This window comes from Rhodococcus sp. 114MFTsu3.1 (assembly GCF_000383555.1).
Classification (GTDB): domain Bacteria; phylum Actinomycetota; class Actinomycetes; order Mycobacteriales; family Mycobacteriaceae; genus Rhodococcoides; species Rhodococcoides fascians_E.
The window spans coordinates 28,828-50,607 of sequence record NZ_KB911560.1; the positions used below are offsets into that span (position 1 = coordinate 28,828).

24 protein-coding genes are annotated in these 21,780 nt (G+C 64.3%); 9 read left to right on the plus strand and 15 right to left on the minus strand.

All coding sequences use genetic code 11. The features are described 5' to 3' along the window. Positions 1 to 2: 2 nt before the first annotated feature. Entirely contained in the window at positions 3 to 1,025 is a 1,023-nt protein-coding gene (locus tag H292_RS0123775; protein WP_020113067.1) for an iron-siderophore ABC transporter substrate-binding protein, read from the minus strand. A gap of 72 nt (positions 1,026 to 1,097) precedes the next feature. Between H292_RS0123775 and H292_RS0123780 the strand changes: the two genes are divergently transcribed. Next, positions 1,098 to 1,919 (plus strand): SDR family NAD(P)-dependent oxidoreductase, encoded by an 822-nt coding sequence (locus tag H292_RS0123780; protein ID WP_019665295.1) that lies wholly within the window; start codon positions 1,098 to 1,100, stop codon positions 1,917 to 1,919. Then, a complete protein-coding gene (locus H292_RS0123785) occupies positions 1,916 to 2,416 on the plus strand; it encodes an SRPBCC family protein (protein ID WP_019665296.1) in 501 nt (166 codons plus the stop codon). Before H292_RS0123780 ends, H292_RS0123785 begins: the two co-directional genes overlap by 4 nt. On the opposite strand, the gene H292_RS0123790 is transcribed toward H292_RS0123785, so the two are convergent. Further along, positions 2,398 to 3,048 (minus strand): TetR/AcrR family transcriptional regulator, encoded by a 651-nt coding sequence (locus H292_RS0123790; RefSeq protein WP_019665297.1) that lies wholly within the window; start codon positions 3,046 to 3,048, stop codon positions 2,398 to 2,400. The genes H292_RS0123785 and H292_RS0123790 overlap by 19 nt on opposite strands. A 66-nt stretch (positions 3,049 to 3,114) precedes the next feature. On the opposite strand from H292_RS0123790, the gene H292_RS0123795 reads away from it, so the two are divergent. Then, a complete protein-coding gene (locus H292_RS0123795) occupies positions 3,115 to 4,521 on the plus strand; it encodes an MFS transporter (protein WP_081631904.1) in 1,407 nt (468 codons plus the stop codon). Here the strand turns inward: H292_RS0123795 and H292_RS0123800 are convergent. Beyond that, positions 4,491 to 5,003 carry a mycothiol transferase gene (locus tag H292_RS0123800; RefSeq protein ID WP_020113069.1) on the minus strand — a complete coding sequence of 171 codons (513 nt, stop codon included), beginning with the start codon at positions 5,001 to 5,003 and terminating at the stop codon, positions 4,491 to 4,493. The genes H292_RS0123795 and H292_RS0123800 overlap by 31 nt on opposite strands. Positions 5,004 to 5,036: 33 nt before the next feature. On the opposite strand from H292_RS0123800, the gene H292_RS0123805 reads away from it, so the two are divergent. Further along, positions 5,037 to 6,101 (plus strand): NADPH:quinone reductase, encoded by a 1,065-nt coding sequence (locus H292_RS0123805; protein ID WP_020113070.1) that lies wholly within the window; start codon positions 5,037 to 5,039, stop codon positions 6,099 to 6,101. A gap of 59 nt (positions 6,102 to 6,160) precedes the next feature. Here the strand turns inward: H292_RS0123805 and H292_RS0123810 are convergent, their stop codons facing one another. From H292_RS0123810 to H292_RS27495, 8 genes are read right to left on the minus strand one after another with little or no spacing between them, the layout of a single operon-like run. Further along, positions 6,161 to 6,790: a TenA family protein gene (locus tag H292_RS0123810; RefSeq protein WP_019665301.1), complete on the minus strand. Its 630-nt coding sequence runs from the start codon at positions 6,788 to 6,790 to the stop codon at positions 6,161 to 6,163. Then, positions 6,787 to 7,539, minus strand: a complete 753-nt coding sequence (locus H292_RS0123815) for a glutamine amidotransferase (RefSeq protein WP_019665302.1) — start codon at positions 7,537 to 7,539, stop codon at positions 6,787 to 6,789. Before H292_RS0123815 ends, H292_RS0123810 begins: the two co-directional genes overlap by 4 nt. A 9-nt stretch (positions 7,540 to 7,548) precedes the next feature. Further along, positions 7,549 to 8,610 carry a phosphotriesterase family protein gene (locus H292_RS0123820; protein WP_231383916.1) on the minus strand — a complete coding sequence of 354 codons (1,062 nt, stop codon included), beginning with the start codon at positions 8,608 to 8,610 and terminating at the stop codon, positions 7,549 to 7,551. Further along, on the minus strand, positions 8,574 to 9,608 hold the full coding sequence (locus H292_RS0123825; RefSeq protein WP_020113072.1) for an ABC transporter permease: 1,035 nt from the start codon (positions 9,606 to 9,608) through the stop codon (positions 8,574 to 8,576). The genes H292_RS0123820 and H292_RS0123825 overlap by 37 nt, the downstream gene beginning before the upstream one ends. Next, positions 9,605 to 10,390: an ATP-binding cassette domain-containing protein gene (locus tag H292_RS0123830; protein ID WP_027499046.1), complete on the minus strand. Its 786-nt coding sequence runs from the start codon at positions 10,388 to 10,390 to the stop codon at positions 9,605 to 9,607. Before H292_RS0123830 ends, H292_RS0123825 begins: the two co-directional genes overlap by 4 nt. A 3-nt stretch (positions 10,391 to 10,393) precedes the next feature. Beyond that, entirely contained in the window at positions 10,394 to 11,407 is a 1,014-nt protein-coding gene (locus tag H292_RS0123835; protein WP_019665306.1) for a substrate-binding domain-containing protein, read from the minus strand. Then, a complete protein-coding gene (locus H292_RS0123840) occupies positions 11,408 to 12,304 on the minus strand; it encodes a carbohydrate kinase family protein (RefSeq protein WP_020113074.1) in 897 nt (298 codons plus the stop codon). A 4-nt stretch (positions 12,305 to 12,308) separates the two neighbouring features. Further along, positions 12,309 to 13,151 (minus strand): BtpA/SgcQ family protein, encoded by an 843-nt coding sequence (locus H292_RS27495; protein WP_020113075.1) that lies wholly within the window; start codon positions 13,149 to 13,151, stop codon positions 12,309 to 12,311. A gap of 214 nt (positions 13,152 to 13,365) precedes the next feature. On the opposite strand from H292_RS27495, the gene H292_RS0123860 reads away from it, so the two are divergent. Further along, positions 13,366 to 14,391, plus strand: coding sequence for a LacI family DNA-binding transcriptional regulator (locus H292_RS0123860; RefSeq protein ID WP_020113076.1), 1,026 nt, complete (start codon positions 13,366 to 13,368; stop codon positions 14,389 to 14,391). Here H292_RS0123860 and H292_RS0123865 read toward each other — a convergent pair. Next, positions 14,352 to 15,434, minus strand: a complete 1,083-nt coding sequence (locus H292_RS0123865; RefSeq protein ID WP_020113077.1) for a M20 family metallopeptidase — start codon at positions 15,432 to 15,434, stop codon at positions 14,352 to 14,354. The genes H292_RS0123860 and H292_RS0123865 overlap by 40 nt on opposite strands. Before the next feature lie 75 nt (positions 15,435 to 15,509). Then, positions 15,510 to 15,989 carry a phosphoribosyltransferase gene (locus H292_RS0123870; RefSeq protein WP_019665311.1) on the minus strand — a complete coding sequence of 160 codons (480 nt, stop codon included), beginning with the start codon at positions 15,987 to 15,989 and terminating at the stop codon, positions 15,510 to 15,512. 85 nt (positions 15,990 to 16,074) lie between these two features. On the opposite strand from H292_RS0123870, the gene H292_RS0123875 reads away from it, so the two are divergent. The 3 genes from H292_RS0123875 to H292_RS0123885 all read left to right on the plus strand — a co-directional run bounded on the left by H292_RS0123875 (position 16,075) and on the right by H292_RS0123885 (position 18,737). Beyond that, positions 16,075 to 16,707 (plus strand): class I SAM-dependent methyltransferase, encoded by a 633-nt coding sequence (locus H292_RS0123875; protein WP_019665312.1) that lies wholly within the window; start codon positions 16,075 to 16,077, stop codon positions 16,705 to 16,707. Positions 16,708 to 16,717: 10 nt separating this feature from the next. After that, complete coding sequence (locus H292_RS0123880) at positions 16,718 to 17,077, plus strand: VanZ family protein (protein ID WP_020113078.1); 360 nt, start codon at positions 16,718 to 16,720, stop codon at positions 17,075 to 17,077. A gap of 229 nt (positions 17,078 to 17,306) precedes the next feature. Further along, complete coding sequence (locus H292_RS0123885) at positions 17,307 to 18,737, plus strand: stealth family protein (RefSeq protein ID WP_019665314.1); 1,431 nt, start codon at positions 17,307 to 17,309, stop codon at positions 18,735 to 18,737. A gap of 1 nt (position 18,738) precedes the next feature. On the opposite strand, the gene H292_RS0123890 is transcribed toward H292_RS0123885, so the two are convergent. Next, on the minus strand, positions 18,739 to 19,644 hold the full coding sequence (locus H292_RS0123890) for a phosphodiesterase (RefSeq protein ID WP_019665315.1): 906 nt from the start codon (positions 19,642 to 19,644) through the stop codon (positions 18,739 to 18,741). 190 nt (positions 19,645 to 19,834) lie between these two features. Between H292_RS0123890 and H292_RS0123895 the strand changes: the two genes are divergently transcribed. Further along, a complete protein-coding gene (locus H292_RS0123895; RefSeq protein WP_019665316.1) occupies positions 19,835 to 20,629 on the plus strand; it encodes an alpha/beta fold hydrolase in 795 nt (264 codons plus the stop codon). A gap of 53 nt (positions 20,630 to 20,682) precedes the next feature. Here H292_RS0123895 and H292_RS0123900 read toward each other — a convergent pair whose 3' ends face one another. Continuing rightward, a complete protein-coding gene (locus H292_RS0123900) occupies positions 20,683 to 21,780 on the minus strand; it encodes an acyl-CoA dehydrogenase family protein (RefSeq protein WP_020113079.1) in 1,098 nt (365 codons plus the stop codon).

A 21,780-nucleotide genomic window follows, 5' to 3' on the forward strand; every position in this document is an offset into this window, starting at 1 on the left:
GGTCAACCCCGAGCGGGCAGCTTCGCGATGGCCTCGTCGATCATCGGGACGTATCGCTCGAGCGCCCACGGAACGGTCAGGGGGTTGATGATCGAGGAGCCCGTGACGAACGGCTGCTCGGTGGGCGCCACGACCGATCCGCGATTCACCGCGGGGATCTGGTTGTACGCCGGCTGCGCTTCGGTGTCGCTGCGGTTCTGCGCGTCCGAGTAGAACGTGAAGATCAGATCCGAATCGTTCAACAGGTTGGCGTTCTCGAGCCCGATGACCGCGGAATCGGTGCCCTCGGTCTCGTCGAGGGTGTAGACCACGGGATCGACCTGGAGTCCGAGTGCACGGACCATCGCGACCCGCTGCTCCTCCGCGAGGAACACACCGAGCGTGCCGGGGCCGGTGTTGTAGATGTAGGAGAACGAGACGTCCTCGTACTCCGGATGCGAGGCGGTGGCGTCGGCGAACCGGCTCTTGATCTTGTCGATCTCCTCCGCCGCGCGCTCCTGCTCACCCATGGCCTTGCCGATCACGGAGATCTGGTCTTCCCAGGTGATGGTCCACGGCTGCTCCTCGTACGCGACCACGGGAGCGAAGCCGTTGAGTGCGTCGAACTGCTGCTGCGTGATTCCCGACCACGGCGCCAGGATCAGATCCGGGTCGAGCGCGAGGATCGCCTCGATGTTCAGCTCGGTTCCGCCGGTGAACTGCTGCGGCAACCGGTCGTCGTCCAGCGCCTCGTCGATCCAGGGCAGATACCCGGAATCGTCACTTCCCCACGGATATTCCTCGACTCCGACGGGAACGGTGCCCAGCGCGATCGCCGTCTCGGCCGATCCCATGCCGAGTGTCACGATGCGTTCCGGTTTCTCGGTGATGACGGCCTGGCCGAGCGCAGAATCGATCGTGACGGCGGCGAAATCGCCCGAGGTGTCCGAGTCGGCGGGTTCGGTCGACCCACACCCAGCGAGAACCAACGCTGTAGCAACGAGTCCGGACAGCGCCGCAGCGCGCCGGCGAGAGGCGATGATCATCAATTGACCATAGGCTAACCTATCTCGAATTTTCAAATCGAATGAAAGTTCACAGACGCTACGGTGGTGCACATGAGCCTTCCCCGTCCTGCCCCGGACCGCACTGCCGTCGTCACCGGCGCCTCGTCGGGCATCGGCGAAGCCATCGCACGCGAACTCGCCTCGCGGGGCCACGGCGTCACCCTCGTCGCGAGGCGGGCGGAGAAGTTACGGGAGCTGGCGGACGAACTGAGCGCTCGAGTCCGCGTGGAGGTTCTTCCTGCCGATCTGTCGGTCAGGTCCGACCGGGCTGACCTGCTGCAGCGGATCGAGCACCTCGGGCTCGTCCCGGACATCCTCGTCAACAACGCGGGCCTGTCCACCCTCGGCCCCGTAGCCGCCTCGGATCCCGACGCCGAGCTGAACATGATCGAGGTCGACGTCGCGTCCGTCGCCGACCTGTGCAGTCGATTCCTCCCCGGAATGACCGCTCGGCGACGCGGGGCCGTGCTCAACGTCGCCTCCACCGCAGCGTTCCAGCCGCTTCCCGGACAGGCCGGATACGGCGCCTGCAAAGCCTTCGTGCTCTCCTACACCCAGAGCCTGAGCGGCGAACTGAAAGGGACCGGTGTCACCGCGACGGCGTTGTGCCCCGGCCCCGTCGACACCGGTTTCGGCGAAGCCGCCGGATTCGCCAAGGAAGACGCCGAAGCAGCGTTGCCGCCCGTCATGTGGGTGTCTGCGGATGCCGTCGCGAAGACCGCCGTCGACGGAATGGCCAAGGGGCAGATGGTGGCGATCCCAGGACTGATCAACCGCGTCGCATCGATCTTCGCGGCAGTCACGCCGCGAACACTGCTGGTACCCGTCCTCGCCCGCAGCCATCCGGGCCTTCGAAAGGGAACGTCGTCATGACGCGCGAATTCACCGTCTCCGACAGCATCGTCGTCGACGCCACCGCCGAGGAACTGTACGACGCGATCAGCGACCCCACACACATGGGATCGTGGAGTCCCGAGAACCTCGGCGCCGTCGTGCTCGACCCGCGCGACTCCGCCTACGTGGGAATGCAATTCGACGGCCGCAACAAGCGGGGCCGGGCGCAGTGGGTGACACGCTCGACGGTGACCGTCGCCGACCCCGGGAAGACGTTCGAGTTTCGAGTCTTCGCGATCGGCGTGAAATCTCCTCGCCTGAAGGGCGCGAACGCGACGTGGCGATACGATTTCGAGCCCACGCCTCAGGGAACGAAAGTCACCGAAACCTGGACCGACGATCGTCGAAAATGGCCCGACGCAGTTGCATTCGTGTTCGACAAGATTGTCACGAGCGGCAAGACCTTCCCCGAGTTCCAGCGTCGTAACATCCGGAAGACGTTGCAGAACCTGCGAACTCACTTCGCCCGCAAGTAGCCGTCGAGGAGAAACTCGATGCCCTGCATGTAGAGATCCTTGGCGCTCGACTGCAGGTCGATCCCGGACGCAGCAACGAGATGCGGGAGCTCGGCGGCCCCGATCTGCTGCACGCGCACCGTCATCGGCGACGGATCGTCGGCAGCACGAGGCTGCGCCGACGCCAGGTTCAACACGGCGCCGAGAGTGTAGTTCCACAACCCTCGGTACATCACCATCGACTCCCCCGGGGTGAGACCGAGTTCCCCAGCCGCACCGAGCATTCGATCCACCAGCCACAATGCGCCCGCGCCGCCCCTGTTGCCGGTGCGCAACACGTCGGCGATCCAGCGATCGGCGACCAGCACGTCGAACACGTCTCCGATGAGCACCACGATTCGCCGACGCGGTTCCTGCGGCAGATCTATCGACGGGAACGACTCGGACACCTCGTCGAGCACGAGGGACAGAAGCTGCTCACGATCACCGACGTGCCGATAGATCGCCATGGGTGAGACGCCGACGTCGGCTGCAAGGGACCGCATGCTGAATCCGTCGATACCGCCGGCGTCGAGCTGAGCCTTCGCCGCGGCGACGATCTGCTCGCGAGAGACCGTCGGGGGACGCCCGAGGCGCGGGGTGCGTGTGCTCACCGTTTCAGTGAACCACGAGTCGACGGTGTTGCCATCCGAAACCGAATCAGGTAATCCTAATTAATTATGAGAGACCGTATATTTAGTCCGGGTCTGATTCTGACCTCGGCTGCCCTCGCCCAGTTCCTTGTCGCCTTCGACATGTCCGTCATGAACGTCGCGCTTCCCGACATCCAGTCCTCGCTCGGATTCAGCGACGCCGACCTGTCCTGGGTCGTCAACGCCTACGCCCTCGCATTCGGCGGGCTGCTGCTGCTCGGCGGGCGACTGTGCGACGTCGTCGGCACCCGCGCGGTGCTACTCGCCGGATTCACCGTCTTCGGAGTGGTGAGCGTGCTCGGCGCGCTGGCCACCCAGCCCTGGATGCTCGTTGCCGCACGTGCCGTACAGGGCCTCGGCGCAGCACTGATCGCCCCCGCAGGCCTGGCCGCGTTGAGTTCGGCGTTCCCGACCGGCAAGCAACGCGCCAAGGCCTTCGGAATCGGCGCCATGGCATCCGCCGGAGGCGGCGCCATCGGCGTGGTTCTCAGCGGACTGCTGACCGACGCCGTCGACTGGCGGCTCGTGATGTTCTCGGCAGTGCCGTTCGCCGTCATCGCAGGCATCGCCGCCTACATCGGGATGCCGCACCACACCGACGAGCGCGTGGGCAGCCTGGACGTTCCAGGTGCCGTACTGGCCACCGGAGCCATAGTGCTGTTGGCCTACACCGTGATTCAGACCGAGTCGCGCGGATGGACGGACGCGTACGTGTTTCTCGGGTTCGGCGCGAGCGTCCTGCTTCTCGTCGCTTTCGTCCTCGCGGAGACGCGCGCCACCGAGCCCCTCGTCCGCTTCGCCACCCTGCGTCGACCACGCATCGCCATGGCGAACATCATCATGTGCGTCCTGTGCGCAGCACAGTTCAGTGGCTTCTACTTCGTATCTCTGTACCTACAACGCGGACTCGGCTACTCCCCTACCCGCACCGGCATCGCGTTCCTACCGTTCTGCGTCGGCCTCGTGTTCGCGATCGTCGTCTCCACCGCACTGCTCACCCGCATCGGCGCCAAGCCGCTCCTGGCCGTCGGCACCGCCCTGGCATCCGCCGGACTGTTCTGGTTCTCGCTGATGGACGTCGAGGGCAATTTCGTTGCGACACTGCTCGGTCCATCCATCCTGTTGAGCGTCGGCGTCGGACTCAGCTTCATGCCACTGTCCAACATCGCGACCGCCGACCTACCGCCCGACGAGGTCGGAATGGCGTCCGGACTGCTCAGCACGTCGCGTCAGATCGGTGGATCCATCGGTCTCGCCGTGCTGGTGTCGGTCGCAGCCGGAGCGACAACCAGCTCCCAGCCCGCCGACCTCGTACACGGATACAGCCTCGCCCTGCTCGCCTGCGCAGGACTACTCGCCGTCGGATTCGTCCTGTCCCTCGGATTTCCGAAACCTGCTGTCGATCAGGCTCTTTCCGCGAGCCCCCGAACGTAGGCAGCCTGGCCTGCGTGCTGAAGATCGTCGGAGACGACCGAAACGAGACGAACACCGAGGGTCACCGGCGGATCCCAATTGTCGTCGACCACCCGATCCAGATCTTCGGCACCCAGAGACTGCACGTAAGCAACAGTTTTCGCGTGGACGGCGTCGTGGTAATCGCGCAGCAGATCAGCACTGCTCGCCACCGCTGCGACGTCGTCGGACGACTGCCCGTAACCGATCGCATCGTCGTCGAACGGCAGCGCGAACCGGTCACTCCAGCCATCGGCGGTCCACACCTGCTCGGAACCCGCCACCCCGGCGATGTGATCGTCCTGCACACGCGTCAGATGCCAGATCAACCACGCAACCGTGTTGGCCTCGGAGTCGGCGCGGAACGTCAGGGCCTGCTCCGGGATGTCGTCGAGGGTGTCGTGCACGACACCCTTGACACGTTCGAAAGCGTCCACCAGTACTTCGGCGTGATTCACGAGCATCCTTTCGTCGGCACATCTCATGCATACCCCACGATGAATTCTGTCACCGGAATTTCCATCACCCGTGCGCCCGTTGCACCGAGCATGAAGGCAATCAGGTACACCCGGACCGGCGACTCATCCGTACTCACCCTCGAGGATCGCGACATCCCCGAACCAGGACCAGGCGAAGTGCGCGTCAAGGTCGCTGTCTCCGGCGTCAACCCCACCGACTGGAAGAACCGAAGCGGCGCGACCGGCGAACTCGCCTTCGACGAGGTCTCCCCCAACCAGGATGGCGCAGGCACCGTCGACGCCACCGGACCGGGAGTGGAAGGCCTCGCCAAAGGCGACCGCGTCTGGCTCTATCTTTCCCAGTACCAACGCCCCTCCGGCACCGCCCAGGAGTACACCGTCGTGTCCGCCGACCACGTCGTCCGGTTACCCGAGAACGTCTCCTTCGACGTCGGCGCATCCCTCGGCGTACCCGCGATGACCGCTCACCGCGCCCTGACGGTCTCCGAGGACGGACCGACACGACTGCACCCCTCCGCCCTCGACGGCAAGACGGTCCTCGTGGCCGGTGGCGCCGGAGCCGTCGGGCACGCGGCGATCCAGCTGGCCCGATGGGCAGGAGCAACCGTCGTGACCACCGTCAGCGGACCCGAGAAGGCCGCCCTCGCGACAGCCGCGGGAGCCCACCACGTCGTCAACTACAAGACCGGCGACGCCGCCTCCGAAATCCGCGCGATCGCACCGAACGGAGTGGACCTGATCGTCGAGGTCGCGCCCGCGCAGAACGCGGAGTTGAACGCCGCCGTCGCCGCGAACCGCGCATCGATCGCGATATACGCCAACAACGGCGGCGACAGCTTCACCCTCGACATTCGGCCGAACATGGTGACCAACGCCCGCTACCAGTTCGTGCTGCTCTACACCGTCGGTGCAGACGCGCTGAAAGCCGCCGAAGAAGACGTCACAGCCGCTGCTGCAGCCGGCGTCCTCGAGGTGGGTGAGGACGCGGGCCTACCTCTGCACCGCTTCTCCCTGGCAGACACCGCAGCTGCCCACGATGCCGTGGAAAACGGCACCGTCGGAAAGGTGCTGATAGACCTCTGACCCTATGTGAGTGGAAATGTAGGCCAGGGCCTACATTTCCACTCACCAGGGGGACGCTCTCAGCCGCCTGCTGCCTGGTGGAACGAATCCTCGGCGGACAACATGCCCGAGAACCAGGTGTCGAGAGTGTCGTCCGTGATGTTCTCCGGAATGGCGTCGACCTCGACCGCCAGGGCCTCCACCTGACCAACGAAGGCCGGTTCGGTATGCATTGCGATCCAGTGGGCAAGTGCGGGTTCACGGGTAACGTCGACAGCCATCGCCTCACGGCACCACGAGAGATACAGGGTCTCGGCGGCGAACATCCCCACCAGCGCCGCCGTGCGACCGTGCTCGCGCGCCAGCCCCAGGGCATACGTCGTCAGCGCGGACGAACGCATCACCAGTGCCCCGACATCACCGTCGTACGGGAACTCGCTGCGCAAGTCGGCAAAGTACCGACGCTGCTCACCCACGAGATTCGATAGCGACACAACGTGATCGAAGGCGTCGTCGAGCGATTCGGACTCCGAGACGACCAACCCTAAAATCTGGACCGCTGTCAAAACGAATGCTTCCTCGATGACCAGATACTTGCGGAAGCCGGCATCCGACAAGCTGCCGTCGATCGATCGAACGATGAACTCGACGCACCTCGATTGTGCGAGGTTGTCCCTCTGCCGATCGACCAGATCGACGGATCGACTCATTCCCCTGCCACCCACGTGATCAAGCCGTCGAACAGGTCGGTGTATCCCGCCCACTGTTCGCAGAACTCCGGAGGCGCCCAATGCGGCGAGCAATCCGAGGTGAAGACGACGGAGCGTCCGGAACCGTACTCGCCCGCCACGACGAGCGGATCTCCGTCGATGGTCGCAGGCACCGAGGTACCGTCCTTCGCCACCACCCGGTTGTATCCCAGCAACGCCGGCCACTGACGTCCGCTACCCCCGAGCGCCGGGTGCGACGAATCCACAACATCGGGGGTCATCCCACTGGGGGTCTCGACGCGATCGTCCTCCGGCAACATCGTCACCGGCAATGCGTCCGCGAGAGCGGTCTGACGGAAAGCTCCGCGTGCTTGGAATCCCGAGAACGAGAGGTACCCACCGATCATCATCAGGGCACCACCGTCGAATACCCAATCACGAAGTGCGACAAGACGGTCTTCACCCGCCTGAAACCTGTCGAACACCCCGGGCGCAAGCTGGATCGAGTTCGCTCCGATGTCCGACAGTACGACGACGTCGTACTCCGACAGGGCCTCACGCGTGCCGGGGAACCGAGTCGGAACAAGGTGTGCAGGCATGTGCACGACGTCGTGCCCACGGGAGACCAACGCATCCTTCAATGGACCAACGCCCTCGACGTAGGAATGGACAGTGAACTCGTCGACACCCTTGACGTGGGTGGACGTGGTCATCCAGCTTTCGCCTGCGATCAGAACTTTCTTACCCATGTAGCTTCTCTATCCTTTTCCGGCCTGCTCGAAGAGCGACCTCGGGTTGTCTCGCATGAGCGAGGACACCTGCAATGGGTCCATTCCGCCGCGCACGAGCCGTGCGGCGAAAGAGACAGGTACGTAGGACAATCCGTTTCCGCCGTGCTTGCGCAGCATCGACTTCAGAAACAAGTCGTGACTGAGCAGCAGCTGGCCTCCGTAGCCACCACCTACGAGGCCGGCGACGGCAAGGGCAGTCTCCGCCGGGTGCGGCGACTGCCCCTCACCCGGGAATTCGAACGGCATGCCGATCATGTCGAACTCGAGAAAGACACCACGGTCGGCCAGGGAACACTGATAATCGGGATCGGATCCCGACGGATCCATATGACACAGCACCACGGAATGCGGCGCCACGCCCATCTCGTCGACGACGATGTCTATCACATTGTGGCCGAACCGCTTCCAGCCTGGCAGATGAACGAACAGAGGCACATTCACCTCTCGTTGCGCCACACATGCGGCCCGGAGGGACTTGGCTTCGGCGGGTGTGAACGCCGGCGACACCCCGATCTCCCCGATGACTCCCGGTCTCGGGCCCCCACCCGCACCGAACTCGTCGATCAGCGTTGCAGCGAGCATGTCGACGCCGAGCTTCTCGACCTCGGGTGGGTGCGTCGCCTCCAGGTACCACCCGGAGCCCATGACGACACGGACTCCTGACGTATGCGAGAACTCCGCGAGAATGTCCGGTCGACGGCCGATTCCAGGGGGCGTCAGATCGATGACCGTCGTGCCCCCGTGCTCGGCGAAGACGCGTAGTTCGTCGAGCACGGCGGCGGCGTCGTCCACACCACAGTTGTCGAGGCTGTGATACGGGTTGTCGTGCAACAACCATGCATCCGCGGCACGGACCGGTCCCGCCAGAACACGTGCGACGACCGGATCCTCGGATTCCGAGTAGGCCACCGATGCGTCGTTGTGAAGGTGTTCGTGCGGCAGGACCAACCCCAACTCGGACGAGTCGATCGGACCGGTGACGGTGGAGACGATCATGTTCGGCCCGGCGCGCTCTGCAAGTGCTTCCACAGTTGCGCAAGCGAGTGGCCGCGCATGTTGATCCAGATCGCAGCCAACAGAACGATTCCGGTGGTGATCGGCGTCAGGAACGGACTGACTCCGAGCAGCGTGAGTCCGTTGGCGATGATGCCCGTCAGCACCGCACCGATCACCGTGCCGATCACCGTGCCTCGGCCACCGAACAGGTTGGTACCTCCGAGCACGACAGCGGTGATGACGGTCAACTCGAAACCGTTGGCGGAGTTCGCCGACCCCGAGCCGAGACGGGCAGCGATCAGCAGACCAGCGATTCCTGCCGCGAGGCCGGTGAACACCAAGGTCATCATCAGGACGCGGCGGGTGTTGACTCCGGATCGGCGTACCGACTCGACATTGGAACCGATTCCGGTGACGTAGCGTCCGAATCGAGTTCTGTTCAGAGCTATCGCGCCGATGATCACAACGACCAATGCGATCCACGCACTTGCCGAGAACCCGAGCCACGACGCGGTGCCCAATTTCGCAAAGGATGTCTGCGGCGGGATCGGTACCGAGAACCCCTCGGTGCGGTAGAGCGCGATACCGCGGATGATCGACAGCGTCGCCAGGGTGACGATGAACGGCGGAATACCTTGGTAGGCCGCGAGCCACCCGTTGACGAGCCCCCACGCCGCGCCCATCAACGGGGCAGCGACGAACACGATGGAAGAGTCGACGCCCGCTTGGATCAACTCGGCGCTCATCGCCGCCACGAACGCGACCGTTGCGCCGACCGACAGATCGATCTGCCCCGTAGTGATCACGAATGTCATCGCGACCGCAATGATCAGAACCGGTGCGATCTGAGTCGCAAGGTTCGAGATGTTGGTGAAGGTCAAGAACGACGAGGTGGTCACCGAGAACACCAGCGCCACAGCGACCGTCACAGCCAACATCGCCACAGTCGGCTTGTTCGTCGCCTGCCAGAACGTGGGGCGAGCCGCAAGTTTCCGTACCGACGGCTGTGCATTCTTGTCGAGTGTGATCATGACGCAACTCCAGGTGTGGCCGCTGTACGAGCCGGGACGGGCGTGCGGGTGATCAGTCCGACGAGCGATTCGATGTTCAGATCCTCGATCGGTACGTCGTCGACGCTCTCGCCCTCGTACATGACAGTGATGCGGTCGCAGACCCGGAACAGTTCCTGCAGTCGGTGAGTCACGAGAATGACGCCTACTCCCTGGGCAGCGACGTCGGTGATCAGTTTCAGAACGGACTCGACCTCGGCGACGGCGAGGGCCGCGGTCGGTTCATCGAGAATCAGGACGTCCGGCTTGAACGACACCGCTCGTGCGATGGCGACAGTCTGGCGTTGACCGCCGGAGAGTTGCCCGATTTCCTGGTAGGTCGACTTCACCTTGACGTGCAGGTCCGCGAGAATCTGCGCCGCTTTCTCGTGCATTCCGTGCCGATCGAGGAACGGCCCTTTCCTGGGTTCGCGACCGAGGAAGAGGTTGCTCGCGACATCCAGCGTGTCGCACAGCGCCAAATCCTGGTAGACGATCCCGATCTTCTTCTGTTGCGCATCGAGTGGCGTCGAGAACCGCACGGGTTCGCCGTTGACGCGCATGTCGCCGCCATCGTGTTGGACGGCGCCGGCAAGGATTTTCATGAGCGTCGACTTGCCGGCGCCGTTGTCTCCGACGACCCCGAGCACTTCACCCTCGCCGAGCCGAAGGTCGACTCCGCGAAGGGATTTGACCGGACCGTACGATTTGGTGATTCCGGAGAGCTCGATGAGTGGAGCCGCGTCGGTATTCGGAGATCCCATCACTTACTTCTCCAGGTAGTAGAGGTAGTCGTCGACGTTGTCCGGGGTGACGATCTGAGTCGGGACCGGGATGTCGGCGGGTGCGGTTCGACCGCAACCGAGGTCGATCGCGGCGTTCATCGACTCGTATCCGAAATCGAACGTGTTCTGCTGCACGACGCCCTTCAGCCAGCCTGCGTTCAGCGCGCTGACAGCCTGATCCGAGAGGTCCCATCCGACGGCCTGGACTCGGTCCTGGGCGCTTTGGCTGTTCACTGCTGCGACGAGTCCGATCAGCGCCGGTTCGCCGGTTGCGTAGACGTACTCCATGTCGGGGTTACCCGTCAGCAGGTTCTCCGCGGCGGTCTGGGCGTTTTCCTGGATGTTTCGACCGTCGACCACCGTGCCTACCGTCATTCCCGACGCGGACACGGTGTCGGTGAAGCCTTTCTGGCGCTCGAGCTGGATGGTGCTGTTGAGCGCGCCGACGATGCCGACCGTGCCGGTACCACCGGACAGCTCGGTCAACGTCTCACCGATCTGAATGCCGCCCTGCTCGTTCGCGGTGCCGACCTGCGTCGAGACGCCCGGGTCGTCGACCACTGCGTCGACGGCGACCACCGGAATGCCTGCGGCGGCTGCTTTGGAGATCGACGGTTTGATTCCGTCGGTGTCGATGGCTGCCACGATGATTGCGTCGACGTTCGATGCAATCAGGTTGTCGAACGCGTTGGCCTGTGTGACGGAGTCGTCGTTGCCGCTGATGATCTGCAGATCGACGCCCGCGTCGTCGGCGACTTTCTGTGCTGCGCTGTTGATCTGGTTGAAAAACAGCGCCTGCAGGTTGATCGTGACCAGGCCTACCTTGAGCGTCCCGGTTTTGCCTTCGCACGTCTCGGCGACCCGCGACGGGCCAGGAATGGCGGATGCCGCCGCGTCACCGCCCGAGGCGGAATCGCTGGGCGCGGCCGAGTCGCATCCCGCGAGGGTCAGCGCGACGACGGCACCGATGGCGAGGGGAAGAGCGCGTTTCATCATTTAGATCTCCTGAAGATCGAGGGTAGTGAGGGATTCGGTGAATCGGGTCAGTTCGGTGAGACTCGGGCATCCGCGTGGGCCTGCGGTCGCGCACGCCATCGCAGCGGATGCACCGGCAAGGCGAGCAGCCTCCAGTGGTGTTCTCCCTGCGTCGACGAAGGCGATGTACGTCCCGCAGAAGCAGTCGCCTGCGCCGACGGCGTCGATGACCTCCACCGTCACTGCGGGCTCGTGCGTGGTGTCGCCGTCTTCGGTGACGAGCGTCCATCCGCGCTCGCCGTCGGTGACGACGAGTGTGGTGCCGTGCTCTGCGGTCAGCGTCGACCAGTGTTCGGATTCGATGCCGAATACTTCTTCCCAGAGGGGTCGTCCGACGATGACGTGATCGGCGAGAGCAAAGGCTCGCAGAGCTGCGGCCCTGTCCTCGCATCCATCGAGATCGATTGCCAGGCTCACGTTCTCGGGAAGCCGATCGGGCAGGATGGCTGCGCGGTAACCGTCGACGAACAATCGCCCGCCGCCCGCATTCTCCATTCTGCCCAGCAGTTCGCCGATGCGCGTTCCGTCGTTGGGATCGTCCTGGCTGATGATCGAACGGTCCCCGCCGTCGGCGATGAGCACGACCGCAGTGGAGAGAAACGCATCACGCGGTGACCAGCTGGTGTCGACGCCGTCGAGTTCGAGATGCGCGAGGAACTCGGCAGATCGAGTGTCCGGGCCCACAGCACCGGCGAAGGCCACCTGTGCCCCCATCCGCGCAGCGGAGACGGCTGCATTGGCGTTCATACCGCCGTCGATCATCGAGATGGACGTGGCTTGTACGCGTTCGCCGAGAACCGGTACGTGCGGAACATGGACCGTGACATCGTTGTTGGCGTAGCCGAAGAATACGATCATTGCGTCATTTACCTGCTGCGCGCGACACTGCGCGCACCTTCTCGGCCGCGACGCGCCCCCACCAACGACTGTTCTCCTTCACCGACGACGCGATGATCGCTCCGTCGCATTCCTTCATCAGCGATGCAACGTTGCCGGCCGTGATGCCCGAGCCGATGATGACCGGAAGAACGGTGTTGCTCTTGATGACGGACACTTCGTCCACCGACGCTGCGTCTCCGGTGCGAGATCCGGTGGCGATCAACACGTCGGCATCGAAGAACTCGGCGTCCTCCGTCTGCTCGGCAATGGTGCGGTCAGCGACGATCGCGTGCGCACCGTGCTTGACGTGAACGTCGGCGAAGATGCGGATGGGGTCGGCGCCGATCCGGTGACGGAAGCGCGTGGTCTTCGCGGCCTGGCCTTCGATGAATCCTTCGTTCGCGACGTACGCATTGGCCCACTGATTGACGCGTACGAAACTGGCGCCCGCTGCCCACGCGGCAGCGACTCCGCACTCACCCGCATTGGACAGGATGCTGACTCCCACCCGCTTGCCGAAATCGGCGACGACGGCTGCGGTGACCACACCCATGCTTGCAGCCGTCTCGTAGCCGTGCTCGCCGGGCTTGAGGAACGGTATGTCCCAATGGTTCTCGACAATGACACCGTCGAACCCGTTGTCGATGTAGGCGTGCGCTTCCTCGACCGCGAATGCAGCAATCTCGGCAACGGGCTGTCCCGTGTAGTGGGGGCTACCCGGCAACGCAGGCAGGTGGATCGCTCCGATGAGCGAGGGATTGCCGTCGAACATCTCGGCCAGCGCCGACGGCTTGGCCGGGAACACTCCCAGCGGTGAAGCGGTCACGAAATACTCCTAGAGTCCAGAGAACAGGCGACCCGAAGACCTCGGGATGTAATCGATTGCCTTGCGTACATGCACCGTATGCGATGTCCACCGGGTTGTGTCAAGGAATTCGCGAGTCGTTTATGTAAACGATTACCTCTATTGTGTTACTTCGACACCAAGCACCCGGTCGGTTCGATAATCTCGGGGCTCACCGAAGAGTTGTAGGAGAAGAATGCGCAAGGCGACCATCCGCGATGTAGCCGATCGCGCAGGAGTGTCGACCGCGACGGTGTCGCGCGCTCTCTCCGGCTCGCGACCGGTCTCGGACGAGTTGGCGAAGACGATCCGCCAGGCGGCCGACGATCTCGGCTACTCGGGCAACATCATCGCAAGTTCGCTACGAAGAAGCCGGACCGACACCGTCGGGATGGTCGTCCCCAGCATCGCGAACCCGTTCTTCACGTCGCTGGTGGTCAACGTCGAGCACGTTCTCTCGCAGCGAGGTCTGCAGCTGTTCCTGTGCGACTCGCGCTCCGACCCCGACGTCGAGGCGAAACGGTTACGCAGTCTCGTGTCTCGGCAGGTCGACGGCATCATCATCAGCCCGTGCCACGGAGAACGGTCAGCCAGAGCAGTGCGCACCAGCGCCCGTTCGTTACCCGTAGTACAACTCGACCGCTTCGCCCTCGATACGCACACCGACTGGGTCGGCGTCGACGACGACGCCGCACAGTCCCTGGTGATGGAGCATCTTTCCTCACACGGGGTTCGTAGCGCTGCGTTCATCAGCTCGGAGTTGACCAATTCTTCGACCGAACTCAGGCGGGCTGGATTTTTCCGGCATGCCAAGCGGGTCGGGATCGAGACCAGGGACGAATGGACCTTGCTGGGCGACTACTCGATCGAATGGGGACGCGAATCGTCTCGAAAGATGTTGAACGAGAACGTCAAGCCCGACGCAGTGGTGTGCGCCGACGATCTCATCGCGCTCGGTGTGCTGCAGTCGTGCCAGAGCCTTGGCCTATCGGTTCCCGGCGATGTGCTTGTCACCGGATTCGACGACATTCCGTTCTCGGCACTGAGCAATCCGCCGCTCACCACAATTCGTCAACCTCAGGAACGGATCGCGGTCGAGGCCGCGCGGTTGTTGGACCAAGCCATGAATTCCGACAACGCCGGCACCGCCCACATCGCGTTGAAGCCGGAGCTGATCGTTCGTCAGTCGACCGTGGGCCAGGCACGGACGGCGGACGTGTAGGCCTCGATCGCTCCGTCCACTTCCGCGAGGGATGCGCTTTCGTTCGCGGCGTGCATCAACGCCGGCGTTCCGGGACCCCAGACGACGATCGGGGCTCCCGGCGCGGCTTCGGCCAGAATCGACGCGTCCGTGAAGTAGGTGACCGGCGTGCCCGCGATCGTCGAGGACATGTCTCGAACCCACGGCGCGTCGGGCGACGTCACTACTCCAGGGAGATCGATCCGCGCCGAGACCGAGTCGACCTCCGGCTGACTTCGCCACCACGACACAAGTTCCGAGCCGTTACCCACAGTGCGATGGTCGACGACCACATGCGCGGCGTCCGGGACGATGTTGGGCGCTGATCCGCCGTCGATCGTGCCGACGTTGAAGGTCTCCTCCCCCAAGAACGCATCGGATCCAAGCGGGAGCTCGGTCCGCGCGCGCGAGAGAACGTCGACCAACTTCATGATCGCACTCTCACCCTTCGACGGCGTACTCCCATGCGCCGCAATACCTTTGGTGCCGATGTCGAGCCAGAGCGCCCCTCGATGGCCGAGGTGAACGACATTCGCCGTCGCCTCGGGTACTACGACGGCGCCGACGGTGCACTCGGCAACGGCATGCCGCGACGCCCTCGCCCCCAGCGATCCGATCTCCTCGTCGCTCGTCAGCAACAACGCGATCGGGGTGCCTCGCTGCAGTGCATCGATCACCGCGGCAGTTGCTGCAACAAGACCCGCCTTCATGTCCGAGGCCCCCCTGCCGAGCATCAGACCGCTCTCGATCGATGCGGCGAAGGGGTCGAACTCCCAGTTGCATGGATCGCCCGCAGGAACCGTGTCGACGTGGCACGCGAACATCAAGCGCGGCGTACCCGGCGGGGCCTCGTTGGTGATCAGGATCCATGGATGCGGTCCGTCGGGGTCGCCTTCGACTGTTGTCGCGACTCCCGCGGACCGGATCACCGACACGATCACCTCCATCGAGAGGCGTTGCGGCGCCGGGTCACCCGAGACGGTTCGCTGTGTCACCAGTTCCGAGAGCAATCCGCTGGAATCCATGACCCGAGTATGCCCTGAGGTTGCGCGTCCATGCCCGATGTGAGTGGAAATGTTTGCTGGGGCAAACATTTCCACTCACGTGGGGGTGATGACGGGCAAAGTACTCCACGGAAAATTGATCCACAGCTCCGTCTCGCGCCAGGAGAAATCCGGTGCGATGATCGACTGCGGCTTGGTATAGATGACCGCCGACTTCACCTCGTCCGTGTGTTTCTTCAGCAGCTCGACGACGAGTGCGAGTGTGCGACCGGAATCCGCGACGTCGTCGACCACGAGCAACCGCTTGCCGACGATGGCGTCGGTGTCGAGCAGCGGCTCCAGAACCACCGGATCCGGCAGCGTCTCCTCGACGTCGGAGTAGAACTCCACGTTCAGCGTGCCCGCAGCCTTGATTCCCATCGCGTACGCGATGGCGCCTGCAGGGATCAAACCGCCGCGAGCGATCGCAATCACGATTTCGGGCTCGAACCCGCTGTCCACAATCGACCGCGTCAGCTCACGAGATGCGGTTCCGAACGTCTCCCAGGTCAGGACTTCGCGTCCTCCGTCTGTCATGCACGAAGCGTAGGCCGATCGACAAAGTCTTGCCGAAACAGCAAACAGTGTTGCGAATCGGTAAGAAGCCTTGCATCCTGGACCCATGCACACACATGACGAGCCCGTGTTCGATCAGGCCTTCTGGGACAATCTCTACACCGAGCAGGCGCAGCGCTGGAGCGGGAACGCCAACCCAGTCCTGATCACCGAGGCCTCCGAGCTCATCCCGGGAACTGCGCTCGACATCGGCAGTGGCGAGGGCGGCGACGCACGCTGGCTGGCCGACAACGGGTGGACGACGACCGGCGCCGACATCTCGGCGGTTGCCATCGAGCGCGCCCGAGAGACACAAGGCGACCGCACCATCACGTGGCTGCACCGCGATTTGCTGACGTGGGAGCCCGAGGAACGGTACGACCTCGTCACTGCGCACTTCTTCCAACTGCCTCCCCATCAGGTCGGCCCCGCGTTCCAGCGTTTCGGTACCGCGGTGGCCCCCGGCGGGCACCTGCTGATCGTCGGGCACAGCCCCAACGACCACCTCGCGTCGCACCACCAGCACGCGCAGATGCTGTTCGACGTCGACACCATCACTGCCCTCTTCGACGAGGACCAGTGGACGACGGTCGTCGCCGAGGACCGCGCCCGTCCCGGAATCGACCCGGACGGCACACCCGCCGAGCGCACCGACACGGTGGTCCTCCTGCGTCGCTCCCAGCCGACGGAACGCACCTAGACTCGACCGAATGCCGCTGAAGTACATGCCGCTGAAGTACTACGCCCCGTTGGCCGTGTCGCTGTCGGCGGCAATGATCATCCTGTTCACACCGGCGTCCGGCGTTCCCAGTGGTTTTCAGCACAGCGACAAGATCATTCACTTCCTCCTGTTCGCGGCGCTGGCGTACTCGTCGCGATTCGCCGGTATCACCGTGCGGGTGACCCTCGCCTGGACGGTGGCGTTCGCGGCGGCGTCGGAGGTCCTCCAGGCTCTGCTTCCACTGGGGCGCAGCGGGTCGGCACTCGACGCGGTGTTCGACGTCCTCGGCGTCTGCGCAGGCCTGCTGATCGCCGTCCGCGTCCTTCCGGCCCGGTCGGCTATACACTGAGCACACTGCTCCGGGGGTCCTCGGCTCGCACGCCACCTCCGGAAGGTTCACCATCACCTCGACGTCCGCTCCGCACGATATCTACCTCGTTCCTCCCGAGCAGGACTCGGACGAACCCGTCCTCGGCGCGTCGGCCGATACGACTGCACGCCTCACCGGCCGCGCGGACATCGTTCCGTTCGGCGGTCGGTTCGCACTGAAGATCACCTCGACGACGCCTCACCAGGCGATGGTCGAGGATCTTCTGTTCGTTCGGGCCGTGCTCGACGACGCAGCGATCCCGTACCTCCTGGTGCGAGGAAACGACGAACGTCCGGTCGTCGCCATCGACGATTCGCGTCGCGCTGCTCTTCGGGACGCACTGGTGGCGGCATGCACCGCCGAGCCGTTCTACTGCAAGACCGTCGACGTCAAACGCGGCAAGGCAGTGCTCGTCGCCGACGGAGGACTCGACGACTCACCCAACGCACGAATCTTCCGGTTGTTCCGACCCCGCGCAGAACCGACGAGCGGTTTGAACTACGGCGCGTCCACCGCGGTACAGATCGAACTGTGGGACATCTCGGCGTCGGACATCGTTCTGCCCGTCGAGAACTCTCTGACCCGCCGAACGATCAAACCGGAGGAAGCGGTACGCGGCACCGTCGACCGGTTCGGCAAGACGTGGCCGACCATCGAGAACATGTTCGCCGACCACGCGTCCGACATCAATTTCGACATCGACATCGTGTTCTCCTGGGTCGACGGTTCGTCGGCGGAATTCCAGGCTCAACGCGCGAAGCGCATGCAGAACTACGTCGTCGGCGAGGGGGACGCGTCCGCCGCACGCTTCCGTCAGATCGACGAGCTGAAGTACGCCCTCCGATCGATCCACATGTATGCACCGTGGATCAGGCGAATCTTCGTCGCAACCGACTCCGACCGGCCGTCGTGGCTCGCCGACGATCCACGCGTCACGTTCGTGCCGAGCGAGACCTTCTTCGTCGACACGTCCGTACTGCCGACCCACAATTCACAGGCCGTCGAGTGCCAGCTGCACCACATCCCCGGACTGTCCGAGCACTTCCTCTACTCCAACGACGACATGTTCTTCGGTCGACCCGTCGGACCGCAGATGTTCTTCTCCCCCGGCGGCATCAGCATGTTCATCGAAGCCCCCATCCGAATCGGACTGGGCTACAACGACGCCGACCGGAGCGGATTCGAGAACGCCGCCCGCGTCAACCGTCGGCTCCTACAGGACCGATTCGGCATGACGACCACCCGCCACCTCGAACACGCAGCGACCCCGTTGCGCAAGAGCGTCATGCAGGAGATGGAGAACGAGTTTCCCGACGAGTTCGCTTCCACCGCGGCCAGCGTGTTCCGTGCGAGCACCAACATCTCGGTGACGAACTCGCTCTACCACTACTACGCCCTGATGAGCGGCCGAGCGGTGGTGCAACGCGACGCGAAGGTCACCTACATCGACACCACGGCATACGCCGGTCTCCACCGGATGGAATCGATGCTGCCCAAACGCGCAGTCGACTTCTTCTGTCTCAACGACGGCAGCTTTCCGGAGGTCGATCTCGAAGTGCGCACCCATCGCGTCACCGAGTTCCTCGACCGCTACTTCCCCATCGTCGCGCCGTGGGAAAGTTCGGCTCGGGCCGAGTGAACTAGACGTCCACTCTCGAGTGGCGAGTGCTGTCGGCAATCGTCACGCCCGCGCGGTCGAGCCGCCGTGCGACCTCGTCGGCCGAGACGTACTCGCCGACGGTGTCGTACGAGCCTATCGGCACCACCGAATGCACGACGGTGTCGTCGTAGACGTGCACCAGGTTGAACGCCTGGGCTCCGTCCCGGCCACGGATCGCGCCCGGCTCCACACTCAAGTCCTGGGTGTAACACGTCGCCGACGCCACCGACACCGGAATTCCGGCGAACGTCGCCGTCGTCGAATAATGCAGATGCCCGGCGATGATGGACCGAACATCGGTGCCGCGGACCACGTCGGCCAGCCTGTGCTGATCGACCAGTTCGACGAGCACCGCCAGATCCAGCACCGTCGGAACCGGAGGATGATGCATGGCGAGAATGGTCCCGAACTCGGCCGGGGTGGCGAGAACATCGGCGAGCCAATCCAACTGCGCGGCCGTCACTTCACCGTGATGTGCGCCGGGGACCGTCGAATCGAGGGTGATCACGCGGAGGCCGTCGATGTCGTGGACACGATCGACCGACCCCGACGCGTGCTCCTGATCGAGCAGCCGCGACCGAAACGTCGCCCGATCGTCGTGATTGCCCATCGCCCAGACGACCGTCGCACCCAAGGCGTCGGCAACGGGTTCGACGAGGCGGCGCAAGGTGTCGTACGCGCCCGGCTCCCCTCGATCGGTCAGATCCCCCGTGAAGACGAACGCGTCGGGGCGAACACCGGACGCCTCGACGTCGGCGAGAAGACGGGTCAACCTGGCAGTACTGTCCACTGCGCCGTACAGATCTCCGTCGGCAACCAGATGGGTATCGCTGACGTGCAACAAGCAGTGATTCGGGCGTGGATACTCCGCCGTCCGAGCCTTCATCGGTAACTCGCTTCCGATCGGCCGTGGTGGGCACGCTGATCGCGTGGTCCTCTTCCTCAACCCTAGCCAAGACTCCAGAGGAAAATAGCGCGGGTACGTCACACCAACATGGAACGAACATCTGCCGGGAGTCCCGGCACCGGCGCAGTGGCCTAGATTTGGGTCCACTCCCTACGAGAGGATCCCGCCCATGAAGTTCACTCGATCCAAAGTCGCCGCTGCCACCGCGGCACTGGCAGCAAGCCTGCTGCTCGGCACAGGAACCGCAGCTGCGCAGGACCTGCCCACCGTCGTGCTCGTCCACGGCGCCTTCGCCGACACCTCCAGCTGGGACGGCGTCGCAGCAGACCTACGCGCTCGGGGATACGACGTCGTCGTTCCGGACAACCCGCTCCGTGGGCCCGGCTACGACTCCGCAGCCGTCGAGAAGGTCGTCCAGGGCATCGACGGGCCCGTAGTGCTCGTCGGGCATTCCTACGGCGGCTCGGTCATCACCAACGTGCACGCGTCGAACGTGGAATCCTTGGTGTACGTCGCGGCCTTCGCACCCGCCGCGGGCGAACCCGCCGCGCTGGCACTCGACCCGTTCCGTTTCGGTCTGACATCGCTGCTGCCGCCGGTGCTCGGCCTCGGCATCGTCGACGACTCGACCAACATCCTCGGCAAGAACGTCGACGGCTACATCTCGCCGAGTCTGTTCAAGCAGTACTTCGCTCCCGACGTCAGCGACGAGCAGGCGGCGAAGATGATCGCGAGCCAGAAGTCGATCGCGGCCACCGCCCTGATCGAGCCGAGCGAACCGCCGTCCTGGGCGGACACCAAGAGCTACGCACTGATCCCCCAGCAGGACCAGATCATTCCGCCGGCCTCGGAGAAGTTCATGGCCGAACGCGCAGGCGCAGAGATCACCGAGGTCCCGGGCTCGCACGCGATCCTCGTGTCCAACCCGGGTGCAGTCGTCGACCTGATCGTCGACGCGTCCTGACTCCGCTGTGCGCGGAAATGTAGGCCAGGGCCTACATTTCCGCGCACGTGGGATCAGCGAGACAAAATGCGCAGGTGCTCGTCCGCACCACCGAAGGTGTGCTCGATCGCCGTCAACCGCGACACGTAATGACCCACCGGGTACTCGGCGGTCACGCCGATACCACCGTGCAACTGGATCGCTTCCTGCCCGATCTTGCGTGACGACCGCGAGATCTGCAGCTTCGTGCGCGACGCCACCGTCTGATCGACCACGTCGTCGGCCAGGTTCATCGTCGCGTACAGCGACATGCTGCGCGCCAGTTCGAGCAGCACGTACATGTCCGCGGCGCGGAACGTGAGCGCCTGGAACTTGGCGAGCGGAACGCCGAACTGCTTGCGCTGCTTCAGATAATCGGTCGTCAGACGCAGCGCTTCCTCCATCGCGCCGACAGCCTCGGCCGCCAGGGCAGCCTGCGCCTTGACCTCGGCAGCAACGATCGCAGCACTCGCGTCCGATCCGTCACCCAACGGCTCGGCCGCGACGTCGGTGAAGGACAGCTGCGCCGCCCGGCCGCCGTCGTGCGTCACGTAGCTCTTTCGCTCGAGACCCGTTGCGTCACCGTCGACCAGAAACAGTCCCGTTCCGCCGCCCGGAAGCGCCGCACTGACCACGATCACGTTCGCCGAACCGCCGTGCGGAACCGGATTCTTGACACCACTCAAGGACCAGGATCCACCGTCCTCCGTCGCAGCGACCTTCACCTCGACGTCGGGCCACCGGCTGCCGGTTTCGTTGTGCGCGAACGCAAGCAACGTCGATCCCTCCGAAACCCCAGGCAGCACACGCTTGCGCTGATCGGCAGAACCGACCGCGGAGATCAGCCCACCGGGAAGGAGGACGGCGTCGAGAATCGGCTCCGGGGCGAGCCGTCGACCCACCTCGGTCATGACGGCCATGATCTCGACCGGACCGGCATCCATGCCGCCGTCATCCTCGCTGAAGCTCAGCCCGAGCAAACCCACCTCGGCCAATTGCTTCCACACGTCCGTCGACCACCCCGGATCAGCGGCCACGATCTTGTTGCGCTTCTCGGTGTCGTACGCGCGGGTGAGCACCTCACGCGTGGTGTCGCGGAGAAGTTTCTGCTCTTCGTTCAGTTCGAAATCCAT